This is a genomic window from Acidobacteriota bacterium (assembly GCA_030774055.1).
GTDB lineage: Bacteria > Acidobacteriota > Terriglobia > Terriglobales > Acidobacteriaceae > JACPNR01.
Window position 1 is genome coordinate 1 of record JALYLW010000091.1, and the last position, 16,141, is coordinate 16,141.

Sequence of the window (16,141 nt, forward strand, 5' to 3'; positions counted from 1 at the left end):
TGGTTCAGGTCCATGTACCCGCAAGGGTGTGGGGGTTCGAGTCCCTTCTTCGGCACCAGCTCCACCCGAACATTGGAAGATCGAGCTAGCCCAGGAGAACGACGATGGCGCAACCGAAGCCGCAGCCTAACGACACGCCGCAGGGTGAGCAGCCCGGCATGTCCGCCGAGGTGAGCAAGCAGCTCCGCACCTTCGCCCACGATCTCTCGAACTCGATCGAGACCATCATGCAGGCCTCCTACCTGCTGCAGCAGTCGAAGCTCGATGACGTAAGCAAGAAGTGGGCAGACATGATCGACACCGCCGTCCGCGACTCGGCGCGCATCAACCGCGAGATCCGCGAAGTGCTGCGCGCGCACTCGCCGAAGGACTAAAGGACACCGCTGAGGCCCGCCGCTTCCTTTCCCCATCCTCTATCATGGCCTTGACTGGTGACCCGTCGCCGAGACGGCATCGCCTTCTCATGACGCCGAAAGCAGCCGCTACCGAAGTCGTTCGCACCCTGCGCGCGCGCGGGCACGAAGCCTGGCTCGTCGGTGGATGCGTGCGCGACCTCGTCCTCGGCCGCGAGCCGGCCGACTACGACGTCTCCACCAGCGCCACGCCTGACCAGGTGATGGCCATCTTTCCGCAGACCTACGCCGTCGGCGCCCAGTTCGGTGTGGTGCTGGTTCCGTTTGCAGGGGACGGCGGTCCCTTCAACATCGAAGTTGCTACCTTTCGCTCCGACTTGGGCTACTCCGACGGACGCCATCCCGACGCGGTCGTCTTCGCGCGCGACGCGAGGGAAGACGTCCAGCGCCGCGACTTCACCATCAACGGCCTGCTCATGGATCCCATCACCGGCGAGGTGGTGGACTATGTCGGCGGACGCGCCGATATCGGGAACCAGCTCGTCCGCACCATCGGCGAGCCCGCGCTGCGTTTTGCGGAGGACAAGCTGCGCATGCTGCGCGCCGTCCGCTTTGCCGCGCGTTTCGGCTACCGCATCGACGACGCCACTCTCGCGGCCATCCGCAAGCTGGCGCCGCAGATCCACCAAGTCAGCCAGGAGCGCATCCGCGATGAGATCGTGAAGCTGTTGACGGAGGGCGCCGCGCGGCGCGCATTCGAGCTGCTCGACGAGACCGGACTACTGCACGAGATCCTTCCGGAGGTCGAGCGCATGAAAGGGGTGCAGCAGCCGCCGCAGTTCCACCCGGAGGGCGACGTCTGGGTCCATACACTGCTGATCCTGGAGAAACTCGAGGCTCGATGCCCGCCGGCGCTCGCGCTCGGCGCGCTGCTGCATGACGTGGGAAAGCCGCCCACCTTCCGCCTCGCGCCCGACCGCATCCGCTTTGACGGTCATGTAGAAGTCGGCGAGCGCATGGCGCAGGCTATCTGTCAGCGGCTCCGCCTCTCCCACGCCGAGACCGAGCAAGTCTGCGCTCTGGTCGCCAACCACATGCGCTTCGCCGATGCGCCGCGCATGAAAGCCTCTACGCTCAAGCGCTTCTTCCGCCTCCCACAGTTCGAGGAGCACCTCGAGCTGCACCGCATGGATTGCCTGTCGAGCCATCGCGACCTTTCTTTGTATGACTTCGTGAAGCAAAAACTTGCCGAGACGCCGCCGGAGGAGATCCGTCCCGCCCCACTGCTCACCGGTGATGACCTCATCGCGCTCGGCCATCAGCCCGGCCCGGAGTTCAAATCCATCCTGCAAGCCGCCGAGGACGCGCAACTCGAAGGACGCTTTTCCGGCAAGCAAGCCGCGCTCGACTTCGTGCGCCGCGAGTTTCCCGCTCCGCCTCGTGAACCCGTTCAGCCGCGCACAGCCGTTCACCCGCGAAAGAACCAGTAAGCGATCGCGGCCGCCACCAGTACCAGGAGCACGATCGCGGATTCTATGAGCTTGTCCCGTGCCGCGGGAGACCCTGAAAACTTCCACTTGCCCGGCATGTTGCCCCTTCCCGACCCGCGGAGCGCCAACCTTCAGCGCCCCAACCTGCGCGCTATCCTGCTCCCGGCGTGAAAAACCCGCAAGATTACGAAGGTAAGGCCGGTTTTCGGTCCCGGTCTTCTCCCGCGCGATGTAGCGTAGAATCCTCTCTTCCACCATGGAACGCGCCGGCACAGGATTGCGCAAGATCGTGGTCGAGGCGCTGAGCAAGGCGCCGCCAGAAGAGGCTGCCGTGCTCGCGTGGCCGCTGGTCTGCGGTACCGCCGTCGCCGATAAGACGAAGGCCATCGAACTCTCCGCCGGCGTGCTGCGCGTCGAAGTGCCAGACGCCGGCTGGCGCAACCAGCTCCACGGATTCCTGCCGCACTATCTCGAATCGCTGAACCGCATCACCAACGGCAAGGTCGAGCGCATCGAGTTCGTCTTTCCGGGGCATGAGCGCAAGGAGCCTCAGCGCTCGTCCGACTTCAACCCCGCCTTGAACTCAAAGACCCGGCGAGACAAATGAAGGTCTCCGACAAAGACGTGCTCCACGTCGCCAGCCTGGCGAACCTCGAGCTCACCGCCGAAGAACGCGTGCGCATGTTAAAAGACCTGAACGCCGTGCTTGACCACATCGACATGCTCAACCAAGTTGACACCAATGCAGTCCCGCCCATGGCGTTCGTCGCCGGTGACGAAACCGGCGTCACGCCTCTTCGCGAGGACCGCACACGCCCCTCGCTGCCCCGCGACGAAGCCCTCAGCAACGCGCCCGATACGGGCGTGGTCGATGGCCAGCCCACATTCTTCAAAGTCCCCAAGGTCATCGAGCGATGACGCGATGAGGCGATCAGCAATCAAGCGATGAAGCGTTAGAACAAATGGCCGCCATGGACCCCACCCTTCTCACCGTCGAATCCACCCGCGTCGCCCTCCAGGAGAAGCAATTCTCCGCCCAGACGCTGGTCGAGACGCTGCACGCGCGCATCGAGAAAGACGACACTCACGCCTGGTTGATCTATCCGCCCGAGCGCGCGCTCGCGCAGGCCGCCGCCATCGACCGCCTCGCCGACAAAGGTGACGCGCTGCCCCCGCTTGCCGGCGTGCCCATCGGCATCAAGGACGTGATCTCCACGCGCGGGCTTCGTACTACCGCCGGTTCGAAGATGTTGCAGCATTACTTTCCCGTTTACGACGCCACCGCGGTCGCGCGCCTGGAAGCGGCGGGCGCGATCATCCTCGGCAAAACCAACTGCGACGAGTTCGCCATGGGCTCGTCGAACGAGAACTCGGCGTACGGCGTGGTGAAGAATCCGCACGACAAGTCGCGCGTTCCCGGTGGCTCGAGCGGCGGCTCGGCGGCGGCAGTCGCCAACGGCACCGCGGTCGCCGCGCTGGGCTCGGATACTGGCGGGTCGATCCGCCAACCGGCTGCATTTTGCGGCATCGTCGGACTCATGCCCACCTACGGGCGCGTCTCGCGCTACGGCCTCATCGCTTTCGCGTCGTCCCTCGATCGCATCGGTCCGATGACGCGCTCGGTGAAGGATGCCGCCCTCATCTTGCAGCACATCGCGGGGCACGATGCGCTCGATCCCACCTGCGCGAATGTGCCGGTGCCGGATTACGCTGCCGAGATCGGCAAGCCGGTGAAGGGATTAAGGGTTGGTGTCCCCAGGGAATATTTCGGCGAAGGCCTCGACGAGGAAGTCCGTGCCTCGGTCGAGGCGGCGGTCGAGAAGATCAGCGAGCTCGGCTGCGAGGTCGTTCCCATCTCGCTGCCGCACACCAAGTATGCGATCCCGACGTATTACGTGCTGGCGACCGCGGAGGCCAGCTCGAACCTCGCGCGTTACGACGGCGTCCGCTACGGCTTCCGCGTTGGTTTGAATGACAAAGGTCATCCGAAGACGCTCACCGAGATGTACCGCCAGACGCGCGACGAAGGTTTTGGCTACGAGGTCAAGCGTCGCATCATGCTCGGCACCTATGTGCTCTCCGCCGGATACTACGATGCCTACTATCTCAAGGCACAGCGCGTACGCGCGTTGCTCACGCGCGATCTCGATAACGCCTTCACCACGGTCGATGCCATCGTCACCCCCACCACGCCCACCGCCGCGTTCAAGCTCGGCGAAAAGGCGGGGAACCCGCTCGCCATGTACCTCGCCGACATCTACACCGTCACCGCTAACCTAGCCGGCGTGCCCGGGATCTCGATCCCGTGCGGCAAGACCAAGTCGGGCCTGCCCATCGGCCTGCAGATCCTCGCGCGCCGCTTCGACGAGCCCACCCTCTTCCGACTCGGCCACGCGTACGAACACGCGCGCGGCGCCTTCTGAGTTCTAGGGCCGAAAATGTGGGTGCCCCACACAAGCCGGTTTTGCTTGTGTGGGAGGAAGAATGCTGGGCGAACTTTCAGAGCGGTTCGTAATAACTCTCGCCGGCGCACGAGCGGCACAGCGTTTTGCCGTCACGCTGCACCTCGCGGCGGAAGTTGATGCCTTCGCCGCAAAGCGCACACACCGTACGCGCGCCTTTGTATCCCGGAAATTCCTCGGGCCCGAGCGCGACCTTCACCCAGCGGACGTCGAACAGGTCGTCGATCGCGAGCTCGCGGTAGGCCAGCATCTGCTGCTGGTTCTTGTCGGCCAGTTCGGGATGCGCCCGCCGCGCCAGCTCCTTCGAGGATTCCTTCGCCGCGATGCGCACCGCGCGTCCGCTGGCCACGTCGATGAACGTGGCCGCGACTTTTCCCCAGTCGCGGAACTTCAGCGCGCGCTTTCCCAGGCGGCAGCCGGTGACCACGGCCACGGCGTCGGTGGCGCAGCGATCGATCTCTACGAACGTCACCAGGCGCTTGCGGTCTTTGCCGCGCGGGTCTTCGATGCCGAGTTTTTCCAGGCCGAGCATGGCCATGCGCACGCCCAGCACCTGGCCGGCGCAGAGATGTCCGTGGGCTTGCGCGGCGTCGGCGAGGAATTCATCCAATGTTTTCATGACTTCACGACTTCATTATTCCTTATCGTCGTCTTCCGAAGAACCGGCCGTTGCCGGCGTCTCCGCCGGCTCGGCCCAGCGCCCGTGGACTTCAAAGCTTGCCGCCGGCTTGCCCACCGGCGCAAACGTCACGCGCACCGGCGCGCGCTCCCACTTCGGCGGCGCGCATTCCGAGTCGGGCATTTCCTCGCCGCGCGCTGCGCCCAGCTGCTTGTGGATCAGCGGACGCTTCTGCCCCAGCTGCACCACCACCGCGTAGAGCTTGCTGGCGGCGTCGCTCTGGGAGAGTCCGCAGTACGCGGCATAATCGCGAAACCAGGTCGCGTTGGAATAGTAGGGATCGAAGTCAGGCAAGTTGAGCCGCGTGACGTGCCCACTGGCGCGCTCGACCATGAGCCAGCCGCCGCGCTGCCACTTCCATGCCGGCACTTTTTTATCGTCCGTGGGCAGCGCGTCGTTCACCCGAAATACTCGCCGGACAACGAACATCCGGTCCGTGACATCGTGCGGCTCGCCGGTGGTGAACTCGCGCAGGTTGCCGTCCACATAGAGCGCGCGGACGGTCATCGCTTGCGTCTTGTCTTCGGACGGCCCCACGAAGAGCTTCACCGCCATCGGCTTGCCGAAGGTGATGGTGTGCTGCTTGGCGAAAGCGCAACCGGCAAGCAAGAAGACGATGAGGAGGATGCGGCGCACGGACTTAGTGTAGTCCGTTGCGCGGCCGGCGCCAGCAGCCTCAGTAACTGTTCAGTCGGGTTGTGATGATGTCGTCCCATCCGGCTGAACCGTTATTGGATTGAGGCGCGTGGCCCACCTTATCCGTGAGGTCCCCGACCCAACTCCCTCCTCGCATGGCCGCAACCCGCGGCTGGTGCTACACTTGCGATTCCCCAAGGTCGAGAAACCCATGGACCCGATGGACCCCAACCAGCCGCCCCAGCCGCCGTATCAGGCGCCGCAGCAGCCGACCTACGCGCCGCCGGTCTCGTACTCCCCGCCGCCTCCGTTCCTCGCTTCGCCGCCGCCGGGCGGTGGTCCGCAGAGTAAGAAACCGCGCGTGTGGCTCTGGGTGGTGATCGGCGGGGGCGCCTTCTTCGCCTTCCTGCTCGCCGTCTTCCTGCTTATCTATTTCAGCGTGAAGACGGATAACCACAACGCCGAGTTCTCCGGCTTTGGCGACAAGATCGCGGTCGTGGATATCGAGGGCGTCATCTTCGAGCCGCGCACCGTGGTGAAGCAGTTGAAGAAATATGGCGACGACGATTCCGTCAAAGCCATCATCCTGCACATGGATACCCCGGGCGGTGGCGTCGCCGCTTCGCAGGAGATCTACACCGCGGTCAAGCGCATCCGCGAGGAGAAGAAGAAGAAGGTCGTCACCTCCATCGAGACGGTCGGCGCTTCCGGCGGCTACTACATCGCCTCCGCCAGCGACAAGATCTTCGCCAATCCGGGCTCGGTCGTGGGCTCGATCGGGGTGATCGCCGAGTGGTACAACTACGAAGACCTGGTCAAGTGGGCGAAGCTCAAGCCCATCACCTTCAAGACCGGAGAATTCAAAGACACGGGCTCGCCCACGCGCGAGCTCACTCCGCGCGAAAAGGAATACCTGCAAGGCCTGATCAACGACATGTATGGCCAGTTCATGGGCGCCGTCTCCGAGGGCCGCAAGATGAAGCTCGAAGATGTGAAGGCGCTCGCCGACGGCCGCGTCTGGACCGGCAAGCAAGGCAAAGACCTCAAGCTGGTGGATGAGATCGGCGACTTCCAAGCCTGCATCGCGGACACGGCAAAGTCGGTCGGCATCCAGGGCGAGCCGACTATCGTGCATCCCGAGCCGCAGCGCCGTACCTTGGCCGACGTGCTTTTCGGAGACATCAGTGAACTGCTTCCCAGCAAGGCTCGTTTGCTTGAGACCCACGTCGGGTTCTACTATCTGTGGAAATAGATCAGGGAAATAGATCAGGGAAATAGATCAGGGAAATAGAGCAGCGCGTAAACCAGGAGATGGATTTCAGGAGATAACTCGGGCCCAATCTCAAGACCACGGAGCTAGTCGTTATGACGAAAGCCGATCTGATCGACGAGGTATCGCGCCTGGCGGAGTTGACTCGCAAAGACAGCGAAGTGATCGTTGAGACCATCTTCGATAGCGTGGTGCACTCGCTGCGCGCCGGCGACAAGATCGAGATCCGCGGTTTTGGCAGCTTCCGCACCCGCCAGCGCAAGCCGCGCGTGGGACGCAATCCCAAGACGGGCGCGCGCGTCGAGGTCCCGGCAAAGCGTATCCCTTACTTCAAGCCGTCAAAGGAACTGAAGGACCTGGTCAACACCGGCGAAAAGCATTAGCCACGGATATCACGGATAGCACGGATTCTTGAAGGCTGGCTCATTGCCGGCCTTTTTCATTTGCTGCCATACCCGACCCGCTTTCCCATCTTGATCCATCCGTGTCATCCGTGAGATCCGTGGCCGACGGTTTTCGACCTACTCATACCGCAACGCCTCGATAGGATCGAGCGCCGCCGCCCGCGCCGCTGGATAGATCCCGAAGAACAATCCCACCGAGACCGATACCGCGAACGCCAGCGCGATCCAGAACACCGGCATGGCCGAGGGCACGGGCGAGAGCCAGTTGACCAGCACGCTGATGAGCGAGCCCAGGATGATCCCGATCACGCCACCGATGCCGGTGAGCACCATCGCTTCCAGCAGGAATTGCAGCAGGATGTGGCTGCGCCGCGCGCCAATGGCTTTACGCACGCCGATCTCGCGCGTGCGCTCCGTCACCGACACCAGCATGATGTTCATCACGCCGATGCCGCCGACCATCAGTCCGATGGACGCGACCACGATGGCCACCAGGTACGCGCCGCCGGTCAGCGCTTTGTAGAAATCGATGAACTGATTCTGCGAGCCCACGTCGAACGAGTTGGGCTGGTTGCTGGGCACGTGCCGCCGCCGCCGCATCAGCTCCGTCACCTGGTCCATCACCAGCGGGATCGCTTCCTGCGAATTCGCCTTCATCGCGATGGTCAGGCCGTCCTTCGATTCCGGATGCAGCTTCAGCATCGTCGTGATCGGCAGCCAGATGAAGTTGTCGCGATCGAAGCCGAAGATGGAGCCGCGCTTCTCCAGCACGCCGATGACCTCGAAGGAGTCGTTCTCGAAAAACACCGTCTTGCCGACCGGATCCTGGCTGGGAAACATGGTCTCCGCCACGGTGGCGCCCAGCACCACCACGGGCGCGCGATGGTAGACGTCGCCCTCGCTGAGGAAGCGCCCGGAACGGACGAAGGAAACGTAGACATTCATGTAGTCGGGCTCCACGCCGAACACCTTCACGTTCGCCGCATGGATGCGTCCGCTGCGCACGTTCGGGTTGGGAAATCTCTGGAAGTCGAGTGCCAGGATGCTGGTCACCATCTCCACGTTCTTCGCTTCCAGGCGCACCGCCTCAGCATCGTCGCGCGTCAATTCCTTGCGCTGCCGTTCTTCTTCCGTGGGAAAGCGTCCGGAAAACTGCGGCAGGCGCGTGACGGTAACAATGTTCGAGCCCAGGCTGGAGACCTGGTGCGCGAACCATCCATTCAGTCCCTGGATCACGGCGGCGATGGCGACCACCGTGGTGATGCCGATCACGATGCCGAGGATGGTGAGGAACGAGCGCAGCTTGTTGCCGCGGATCGTGCTCAGCGCCATGCCGATGATCTGCCAGAACATGCGTTACTCCGACTGCAATGCCACTACCGGATCGAGCTTGGCCGCCGCTCGCGCCGGATAGATGCCGAAGAAGATGCCGATCGCCGAGGCCACCAGCACCGCAACGAAGATGCTCCACACCCGGATCGCGGCCGGCAGCGGCGACGTCCAGGAAACGATGAATGCGACCAGGATGCCCAAGCCGATGCCGAGCCCGCCGCCCAGGACCGAGAGGATCACGCTCTCGGCGAGGAACTGTTTGAGGATGTCCGCCTGCTTCGCGCCCACCGCTTTGCGGATGCCGATCTCCTTGCGCCGCTCCGTCACCGACACCAGCATGATGTTCATGATGACCACGCCGCCTACCACCAGCGAGATCGAAGCCACGATGATCATCACCATGAAGATGGCCGCGGTGGCGTTGCGCCACAAGTCGAGGAAGGTCTCGGCGGTGGCCATCGCAAAACCGTCGTCATCGCTGTAGCCGCGATGCATGCGGCTGCGCAGGATCACGCGCGTCTCTTCCATCGCCAGCTGCATGTCGCGCGGCGTGCGCGATTGCACCTGGATGTTCAAGGACCGCGTGCTGGTCGCGTACATCTTCTTGAACACGCTGATCGGGATGCGCACGAAGTTATCCTGCGGCGAGCCGAGGAATTGCCCTTTGCGCTCGGCCACGCCGATCACGGTGAAGACGCGCCCGTCGAGCGTGATCTCTTTGTCGAGCGGGTCTTCGCCTTCGGTGAAGAGGCGGTCCACCACGTCGGCGCCGATGATGATCTCATCGCGCGCGTGCTCGATGTCGAGCGCGGCGAAGTGCCGGCCCTCGCTCAGCTCCATCACCGAGCCGATGAACGGCGCGTTGACCGTGACGCCGCGCAGGTCCACGTTCTCCGCGCTCTTGTTGCCGCGCTTCGCCGTCTTGAATTCGTTGTAGACGCCCGCCACCAACTGGCAGTTGGCGCAGTCGCTCTCGATCGCCGTCATGTCCTCGAGCGTCAGGTTGTGCCGCCGCGACTCGCGCCAGTAATCGTCGAGCGAGCTGAAGCCCTGGGAGAATTTGCTCACACTGAAGGAGGTGGAACCGAACTCCATCACCTGCGCGGTCACGTATTCGTTCAGCCCCTGCACCACGGAGACCACCGCGATCACGCTGGCCACGCCGATGATCACGCCCAGCAAGGTGAGGAAAGAGCGCAGTTTGTGCGCGCGCAGCGCCTCGAACGCGATCCGCAATACTTCTCGTTTGGACATGGCGGTGCCGGAAATCCTAGCAGCTTCCCCGCTGCCTCCCTAGGACTTCGCCGTCGCTGCCTTCGGCCGGATCCCCACCGCACCCAGCAGCCGCCCCGTCTTGCCAGATTGAGCCCGGTAAGAGAACAGCAGCTTCGGCTTGCACGCCGTGCACATCGCGAGGCCGGTGATGTTCGCCGGCGGGACGCCGGCGTCTTCGAGCTGCCGCCGGTTGGCTTTGGCGAGGTCGAGGTGCAGTTGCGGCCCGATGGTCTCGCTGTGTCCAGGAGCGCGCGCGGTGAGGAAGAGCAGCGGATACCGCTCGCGCACCGGGTCGGACTTGTAGACCTCTTCGAACAACTCGCCGGCGCAGGGAAATTGTGACTCGAACTTGTCGCGCACCTCGGCGCCGACCGCATAACAGCACACGCCGACGCCGGGGCCGATGGCGGCGAGCAGCTTGTCCGGGTCGGAACCGAACTCCTTGCGCATCCTGCCCACACCTTTTTCCACGATGCGCGCCAGCGTGCCGCGCCATCCCGCGTGGAACGCCCCCACGGCGCGGTGTTCCGGATCCACCACCAGGACGGGCAGGCAGTCCGCGGCCTGTATGGCGAGCAGCACGCCGGGAACATTGGTGACCAGGCCGTCGCCAGTCAGCGCCGGCTGCGTTTTCCCAAGCTTCGAGGCCCGCGCTTTATCAATGCGATGAATCACGTCGGAGTGCACCTGCTTCAGCGTGACGAGCGGCCAAGCCTCGCTTCCGCCCGCACCTAGCGCATCCAAAAAACGTCGGCGGTTGCGTTCCACAGAACCCCGCGCGTCCGCTTTGGTAAAACCGAGATTGAGATCGTCCGCGCGGCCGTATGCCTTTGACACTCCGCCCGGCCGCGTCGAGAAGCCGTGCACCAGCCACGGCACGCGCTCGAGCGGCTTGGCGCGCAACACGCGCACCGCCGATGGTTTTCTGGTTGCCGTCATGGTTTTGATTATGGCAGACGGCCGCGTAGAAACGGGAATGGCGGCCGCGCTTGTCCTTTCTCCTTTCTCCTCTGCTACCATCTTCCCGCGCATGTATTCCGACTTCCATGTCACCGAGCGTTGGAGCGGCAAGCCGCAGCACTGCGTCTTCCAGGCGCTGATCACCGCCATCTCCACCCGCCATGCCGACGCCATCGACATAAAGTTCATGGTGGATGGGCAGCCGGTCTGGATCGCGCTGCCGCATCCTGCGTGGATCGAGTACCACGCGCGCACCGGCCGCGTGCTCACCGACCCACTCGCCATCCAGACCGCCGGCCACTACCTCAAGCGGGCGATTGAAGACGGCTCTGCCAGCGGCCGCGAGATGTATTCGCTCGGCGTCGCGGAGACGCTCCAGCACGTGCAGGCGGTTCTAGCGGAAAAGCCTGTCCCTGCGGAAGCCCTCTAGCCCCCTGGCCAAACGTCCCCGGGTAGAGACGCCCTTCTAGGCGCCTCCGAAAGCTATAGATCCCCCGCCGCATCCTGGCCTAGTGCCCTTCCTTGTTCCTTTCTTGGCAAGCGCCTGCCGGAAGATGCACAATGAAGGTTTCGGGAGTGAGGAGAATCGCGCTCATGTCTACCAGGACGCAGCTCAGCGAGCTGGACCAGTTACTGGAAGGCGGCAACGTTCGCCGCAACCTCAAAGCCAAAGACCTCACCGCGTTTGCGCTCGAGCGCAAGGAAGCGGTACTGGCTTCGAACGGCGCGCTCGTCGCCGAGACCGGCAAGCGCACCGGGCGCTCCCCCCAAGACCGCTTCATCGTGAAAGACGCCCTCACCGCCGGCACGGTGGATTGGGGCACGGTCAACCAGCCTTTCGCTCCGGAAAAGTTCGAGGCCCTGCTCGGCCGCGTGCTCGGCTATCTCAAGGGCAAAGACATCTTCGTGCAAGACCTTTACGCCGGCGCCGATCCGCAGTATCGCCTGCCGGTGCGCTTCGTGAACGAATACGCGTGGCACAACCTGTTCGTCCGGCAATTGTTCGTTCGCCCCGGCGCCGCCGAACTGAAGGATCACAACCCCGAATTCACCGTCATCTGCGCCCCCGGATTCCTCGCCGAACCCGGGCGCGATGGCACCAACTCCGAAGCCTTCATCCTGCTCGATTTCACCCGCCGGATGGTGCTCATCGGCGGCACGCGCTACGCCGGGGAGATGAAGAAGTCCGTCTTCGGGATCATGAACTTCATGCTGCCCGAGCGCGACGTCTTTCCCATGCACTGCTCGGCGAACCTCGGCGCTGCGGGCGATACCGCGCTCTTCTTTGGATTGTCCGGCACCGGCAAGACCACGCTCTCCGCCGATCCCTCGCGCCGGCTCATCGGCGACGACGAGCATGGCTGGTCGCCCACCGGCATCTTCAACTTCGAGGGCGGTTGTTACGCCAAGTGCATCAAGCTCTCGAAGGCCAACGAGCCGCAGATCTGGAACGCGTTGCGCACCGGCACCGTGCTCGAGAACGTGGTGCTCGATCCCGAGACCAAGATCCCCGATTACGACGACGACCGATTGACCGAGAACACGCGCGCCGCGTATCCCATCGACTACATCGAGAACGCGATCATCCCCGGCATCGGCACGCATCCCAAACAGATCGTCTTCCTCACCGCCGACGCCTTTGGCGTGCTGCCCCCCATCGCCAAACTCTCGCCCGAACAGGCGATGTACCACTTCCTCTCCGGATACACCGCCAAAGTCGCGGGCACCGAGGCGGGCGTGAAGGATCCGCAGGCGACTTTCTCCACCTGCTTCGGCGCGCCTTTTATGCCGCGTGCCCCCAAGGTCTACGCTGAGATGCTCGGCGAACGCATGCGCAAGCACGGCGCGCAATGCTGGCTGGTGAATACGGGATGGTATGGCGGCCCCTATGGCACGGGAAAACGCATGAGCCTTCCCTACACTCGCGCCATGGTGCGCGCGGCGATCGGCGGACAGTTGAACGATGTGGAGTTCGTCCACGAGCCCGCCTTCGGGCTTTCCATCCCCAAGCACATCGATAGCATCCCCGAACGGGTGCTGAACCCGCGCGACTCCTGGACCGACAAGAACGCTTATGACAAGAAGGCGGCCGAGTTGGCCGAGCGTTTCGTGAAGAACTTCCAGAGGTTCGACGCCCCCGAAGCGGTGCGTGCGGCCGGCCCGTCCCCGGTCATGAAGTAGTTCTCAGTTCCCGGTTCTCAGTTCTCAGAAGGAGCGTCGCGCGGAAGCGGCGCTCCTTTGTTCAGACGAGTGTTCAGACTAGCCACTAGTCACCAGCCACTAGCCACTATGTTTTCCAGAAAACTTCGCGTCGAATACGAAGCTGACGGCAAACGGCTGCCCTGCCCGCTGAAGTGGCTCGACAGCTTTGCCATGCGCAACTTCACCAACGACGCCGTTTTTGATGACACCCTGCCCACCGCCGACGGCCAGATGGAGGCCGGCGCGCGCGTCCCACTCGAAAAGCTGCAACCTGCGATGGAAGATTGGTTCCGGAAGAAGGGCTATCTGAAGGCGGGACAGCGGCTGGTACTGACCACTGACCACTGACCACTGGTCCTTACGGGTGCCGCGGCTCGCCGCGGGCGATCGCCTGCGTGATGCTCCCCTGATCGTTGACCTTGAGGATCATCAGCACTTTGTCGTCCACGTGGGTGCCGCCGCGTGACCAGTCGGTCACCTCGCGCAGCACGATGTCCACGATCTCCTGCGCGCTCTTGTCGCGATTGCGCGCGATGCAATCAGCCAGCCGCTCGGAGCCGTACTCCTCTTCCTTGGTGTCCTGCGCTTCGCCGATGCCGTCGGTGCAGGTCACCAGCACGTCGCCGGGATTCAGTTTCACCGAACCGCGCTGATACTCCGCGTGCGGAAACAATCCGATGACGGTGCCACCATCGGTCAGCTGCTTCCACTCGCCCGTCGCGCCGGAAACCAGGATGGGCGGCACGTGCCCGGCGTTGATGTAGTGCAGGCCATTGCGCCGCGTGTCCACCAGGCCCAAGAAGATGGAAAGATACTTCTCGCTCTTGGTGTCGTTGTAGATCATCTCGTTGAGCGAGAGGGTCAACACTTCGAGCGAATGCAAGTGCATCACCAGCGCACGCAACGTGGCTTGCAGGTTGCTCATCACCAGCGCGGACGCCACGCCTTTGCCTTCCACGTCGGCAACCACGAGCAGCAACGTCTGCGGACCAAGATTCAGGAAGTCGTAATAATCGCCGCCACACTCGAAGCAGGGCTCGTTGAGCACCGCGATCTCGTATCCGGGGACCACCGGCGGCGCCTCCGGCAACAGCGACCGCTGGATGCTCCGCGCCAGATCCATCTCCCGCTGCAGGCGCTGTTTCTCCAGCGACTCACGGTGCAAGCGCGCATTCTCGAGCGCCATCGCCATGTGGCCGCTGAGTTTCTGCAGGAAGTCGAGGTCTTCAGGCTTGAACTTGCCATTCACCGCGTTCAGCAGCTGGATGACGCCCACGATCTCGCCGGTGTGGTGCCGGATGGGCAGGCAAAGCAGCGATTTGGTGCGATAGCCGGTCTTGGTGTCAAAGCTGCGGTCGAAGTAGGGCAGGTTGTAGGCGTCGTCGATGTTGACGGCTTCGCCGGTCTCGCCCACGCGGCCGGCCACACCCTTGCCGAAGGGCAGGCGGATCTCCTGGTTCTGCAATCCCGACGCCACGATCGACCACAATTCTTTCTTCTGCGGGTCCACCAGGAATACGGTGCCGCGATCGGCTTTCACTTCGGTGCGCGCGATCTTCAAGATCAGGTCGAGCAGCTCGGCCAAGTCGAGCGTCGAGTTCAACAGGCGCGTGGCTTCAAAGAGCAGCGAAAGCTGCGTGATGGTCTTCTGGCTCTCCTGCGCCGCCAGCGCCTGCTGCACGCTCACGCTGGTGATCTCGGCGTAGAGCAGCCACCATTTCAATATCTCTTCCGACACCGGCCCGGTGGCGTAGTTCACGATCACGCCGCCCAAGCGTCCGCGCGCGGCCAGCGGATAAGCGGAAACGTGGCTGAATCCGGTGCGCTCGGCGAACTCCTGATCGTCGCCGCCAAAGCTTGCCAGCTTGATGTTCTCGATCGTCTTGCTGACCGCGGCGACCTTGCCGATCACGCCCTCACTCTTGGCGGCGTAGTCGTGGCGGTGGCTTACGTCTTTGCCCCCTGCTTGGGTGGCGGAATGCGTCAGGTAGGCAGAGCCGGACTGCTCATCCCAGAGCCACAGTTCCGAGCGCTCCGCGGCAAAGTCATGCACCAGCATGTTGGGCACGAGCGCGAGCACCTCGTCATTGGTGGCCGGGGAGGTGAAGCGCTGGACCGCATCCGCAAAAGCGGTGACGAAGTCTTTGCGTGCCTCTTTTTCTGCTGCTGCGGATTTCGCGCTCACGAAGCCTTTCCGAGGGCCGCCTGGCGGTTTGGCGCCGCGCAGCCGGGTGCTCAGCTGTAAGGAGGGGAGACTTAAGCTTCGCTACTATAAGCGGCCTCGGCCCCCATTGTAAATACGGTTAACACCGCATTTTCGGCGGCCATCCGCCTCGCCATCCCGCGCCTCTGAGAGGGCATAGGATCGCACCTGACCCTTCGGGGCATGACGCGGTCCGCGCCGCCGGGCACGGGCATCCTCCCACCTGGCGGCTTTTTCGTCATCCTTCGCGCGTTCACAAGGAGTGGACTCACTTGTCGTAATGCAGCAGCGAGAAGACGTCGTACCCGGCCAGCCGCTCGCGTCCTTTGAGGAAGTCGAGTTCGATGGCGAAGCCGAGCCCGGCGATCTCCGCGCCGGATTGCTGGGCGAGCTGCACCGTGGCTGCGGCCGTGCCGCCGGTCGCGAGCAGGTCGTCCACGATGACCACGCGCTGCCCTTTCACCACCGCGTCCTTGTGCAGCTCGAGTGAGTCGGAGCCGTACTCGAGCTGGTAGGTGACCTTGTGCGTCTCCCCGGGCAGCTTCTTCGGCTTGCGTACCGGGACGAACCCGGCATTCAGCCGATACGCCAGTGCCGGCCCAAAGATGAATCCCCGCGCCTCGATGCCCACCACGAGGTCGACTTTCTTGCCGATGTAGTACTCGGCCAGCGCGTCGATCAGCGTGGCCAGCCCGGTCTTGTCCTTGAGCAGCGTGGTGATGTCGTAGAAAAGTATTCCCTTCTTGGGGAAATCGGGGATTTCACGGATGAGATATTTCAGCTGATCGGCATTCATGGCGGGGGAAGTAGACCGCATTTACCACGCTCCTTCAATACGAAATGAACTCATTCCGGCGACCGGATCGGCTTCGCCT

The 16,141-nt window shown here is 63.5% G+C and carries 17 protein-coding genes; 10 read left to right on the plus strand and 7 right to left on the minus strand.

The window, feature by feature from the left end; translation table 11 throughout:
* Positions 1 to 104: 104 nt before the first annotated feature.
* From M3P27_07360 to gatA, 5 genes are all read left to right on the plus strand, one after another.
* Positions 105 to 374 (plus strand): hypothetical protein, encoded by a 270-nt coding sequence (locus tag M3P27_07360; protein ID MDP9268131.1) that lies wholly within the window; start codon positions 105 to 107, stop codon positions 372 to 374.
* An 89-nt stretch (positions 375 to 463) separates the two neighbouring features.
* Entirely contained in the window at positions 464 to 1,843 is a 1,380-nt protein-coding gene (locus M3P27_07365) for a CCA tRNA nucleotidyltransferase (GenBank protein MDP9268132.1), read from the plus strand.
* A gap of 256 nt (positions 1,844 to 2,099) precedes the next feature.
* Complete coding sequence (locus M3P27_07370; GenBank protein ID MDP9268133.1) at positions 2,100 to 2,450, plus strand: DUF721 domain-containing protein; 351 nt, start codon at positions 2,100 to 2,102, stop codon at positions 2,448 to 2,450.
* A complete protein-coding gene (gene gatC / locus M3P27_07375) occupies positions 2,447 to 2,761 on the plus strand; it encodes an Asp-tRNA(Asn)/Glu-tRNA(Gln) amidotransferase subunit GatC (GenBank protein ID MDP9268134.1) in 315 nt (104 codons plus the stop codon). The genes M3P27_07370 and gatC overlap by 4 nt, the downstream gene beginning before the upstream one ends.
* Positions 2,762 to 2,814: 53 nt before the next feature.
* The gene (gatA, locus tag M3P27_07380) at positions 2,815 to 4,266 is read left to right on the plus strand and encodes an Asp-tRNA(Asn)/Glu-tRNA(Gln) amidotransferase subunit GatA (GenBank protein MDP9268135.1); all 1,452 of its coding nucleotides are present in this window, start codon (positions 2,815 to 2,817) and stop codon (positions 4,264 to 4,266) included.
* Between the two features lie 76 nt (positions 4,267 to 4,342).
* Here the strand turns inward: gatA and M3P27_07385 are convergent, their stop codons facing one another.
* Positions 4,343 to 4,924 carry an FmdE family protein gene (locus M3P27_07385; protein ID MDP9268136.1) on the minus strand — a complete coding sequence of 194 codons (582 nt, stop codon included), beginning with the start codon at positions 4,922 to 4,924 and terminating at the stop codon, positions 4,343 to 4,345.
* A 15-nt stretch (positions 4,925 to 4,939) separates the two neighbouring features.
* Entirely contained in the window at positions 4,940 to 5,620 is a 681-nt protein-coding gene (locus M3P27_07390; protein MDP9268137.1) for a hypothetical protein, read from the minus strand.
* Between the two features lie 211 nt (positions 5,621 to 5,831).
* Here M3P27_07390 and sppA point away from each other — a divergent pair, with 211 nt between their 5' ends.
* Complete coding sequence (gene sppA / locus M3P27_07395; GenBank protein ID MDP9268138.1) at positions 5,832 to 6,872, plus strand: signal peptide peptidase SppA; 1,041 nt, start codon at positions 5,832 to 5,834, stop codon at positions 6,870 to 6,872.
* 113 nt (positions 6,873 to 6,985) lie between these two features.
* Positions 6,986 to 7,273, plus strand: coding sequence for an integration host factor subunit beta (locus tag M3P27_07400; protein ID MDP9268139.1), 288 nt, complete (start codon positions 6,986 to 6,988; stop codon positions 7,271 to 7,273).
* 138 nt (positions 7,274 to 7,411) lie between these two features.
* On the opposite strand, the gene M3P27_07405 is transcribed toward M3P27_07400, so the two are convergent.
* Genes M3P27_07405 through pgeF form a run of 3 tightly spaced genes read right to left on the minus strand, consistent with a single transcriptional unit; the run spans position 7,412 to position 10,840 of the window.
* A complete protein-coding gene (locus tag M3P27_07405) occupies positions 7,412 to 8,647 on the minus strand; it encodes an ABC transporter permease (GenBank protein ID MDP9268140.1) in 1,236 nt (411 codons plus the stop codon).
* Between the two features lie 3 nt (positions 8,648 to 8,650).
* Entirely contained in the window at positions 8,651 to 9,880 is a 1,230-nt protein-coding gene (locus M3P27_07410; GenBank protein MDP9268141.1) for an ABC transporter permease, read from the minus strand.
* Between the two features lie 39 nt (positions 9,881 to 9,919).
* Entirely contained in the window at positions 9,920 to 10,840 is a 921-nt protein-coding gene (gene pgeF, locus M3P27_07415) for a peptidoglycan editing factor PgeF (GenBank protein ID MDP9268142.1), read from the minus strand.
* Between the two features lie 10 nt (positions 10,841 to 10,850).
* On the opposite strand from pgeF, the gene M3P27_07420 reads away from it, so the two are divergent.
* The 3 genes from M3P27_07420 to M3P27_07430 all read left to right on the plus strand — a co-directional run bounded on the left by M3P27_07420 (position 10,851) and on the right by M3P27_07430 (position 13,411).
* Positions 10,851 to 11,291 (plus strand): hypothetical protein, encoded by a 441-nt coding sequence (locus tag M3P27_07420; protein MDP9268143.1) that lies wholly within the window; start codon positions 10,851 to 10,853, stop codon positions 11,289 to 11,291.
* A 164-nt stretch (positions 11,292 to 11,455) separates the two neighbouring features.
* Positions 11,456 to 13,042 (plus strand): phosphoenolpyruvate carboxykinase (ATP), encoded by a 1,587-nt coding sequence (gene pckA / locus M3P27_07425; protein MDP9268144.1) that lies wholly within the window; start codon positions 11,456 to 11,458, stop codon positions 13,040 to 13,042.
* Positions 13,043 to 13,150: 108 nt separating this feature from the next.
* Positions 13,151 to 13,411 (plus strand): hypothetical protein, encoded by a 261-nt coding sequence (locus M3P27_07430; protein ID MDP9268145.1) that lies wholly within the window; start codon positions 13,151 to 13,153, stop codon positions 13,409 to 13,411.
* Positions 13,412 to 13,421: 10 nt separating this feature from the next.
* Here M3P27_07430 and M3P27_07435 read toward each other — a convergent pair whose 3' ends face one another.
* Both M3P27_07435 and M3P27_07440 read right to left on the minus strand, forming a co-directional pair.
* Positions 13,422 to 15,248, minus strand: a complete 1,827-nt coding sequence (locus M3P27_07435) for a SpoIIE family protein phosphatase (GenBank protein ID MDP9268146.1) — start codon at positions 15,246 to 15,248, stop codon at positions 13,422 to 13,424.
* A 286-nt stretch (positions 15,249 to 15,534) separates the two neighbouring features.
* Positions 15,535 to 16,083: an adenine phosphoribosyltransferase gene (locus tag M3P27_07440; protein ID MDP9268147.1), complete on the minus strand. Its 549-nt coding sequence runs from the start codon at positions 16,081 to 16,083 to the stop codon at positions 15,535 to 15,537.
* Between the last annotated feature and the right edge of the window lie 58 nt (positions 16,084 to 16,141).